This window comes from Haemophilus parainfluenzae (assembly GCF_003252755.1).
Lineage (GTDB): Bacteria > Pseudomonadota > Gammaproteobacteria > Enterobacterales > Pasteurellaceae > Haemophilus_D > Haemophilus_D parainfluenzae_N.
On record NZ_QEPT01000024.1, the window covers coordinates 1 to 635 of the forward strand.

Sequence of the window (635 nt, forward strand, 5' to 3'; positions counted from 1 at the left end):
CCTGATAATGCCATCAATTTCGCATTCGCATCAACGCCCTCAAAACTGAGTTTTTCATCGCGCGCTTTTGCATTAAATGTCCCCGTATTCACGGTTGATTTTTGATGACTAATACTTTGGCTTTCGCTACTTTGAGTTTGTTTTTGGCTGCCATAACCAATACTAATTTTCACACTTGGGCTGGATGTCGTCCCAGTATTCTGCATATTACCAGCTCTTAAGGCATCTAAGGTTTCCGCTACCTTACTCACATTTTGAGCAGCCATAGCTGCCTCTTCTCCGGCTTTCATGGCATAAAGCGCTTGAAGTTTTGAATTGCTCACCTGCTTGGCTCGCTTCACACTGTTATAAGCCGCTTGTGCCATATCGGTCACAGGTGTACTCAAGGCAATCGTCACGCCTGATTGTTTATACTCATGCCCCTCTTTACTTTCAATAATATCTTTTCCCGCTTCTACCTTCACGCTTGCGCCTTCAATATCAATTCGATTCGTGCGTGGTGTAATCATATCCGTACCAAGAACATTTGTATGATTACCCGCACTCACCCTGATATTGCCATTCATTGAACCTAGCGTGCTACGTGCATCAGACTGTGTCCAACCTTCCGTTTCATAATCATGTTTTTCTGATTT

The 635-nt window shown here is 43.6% G+C and carries 1 protein-coding gene; it reads right to left on the bottom strand.

What is annotated here, in order from left to right; translation table 11 throughout:
- Positions 1–635: hypothetical protein (locus tag DPV95_RS10355; RefSeq protein WP_133253137.1), on the bottom strand; the 635-nt coding region annotated here is incomplete at both ends.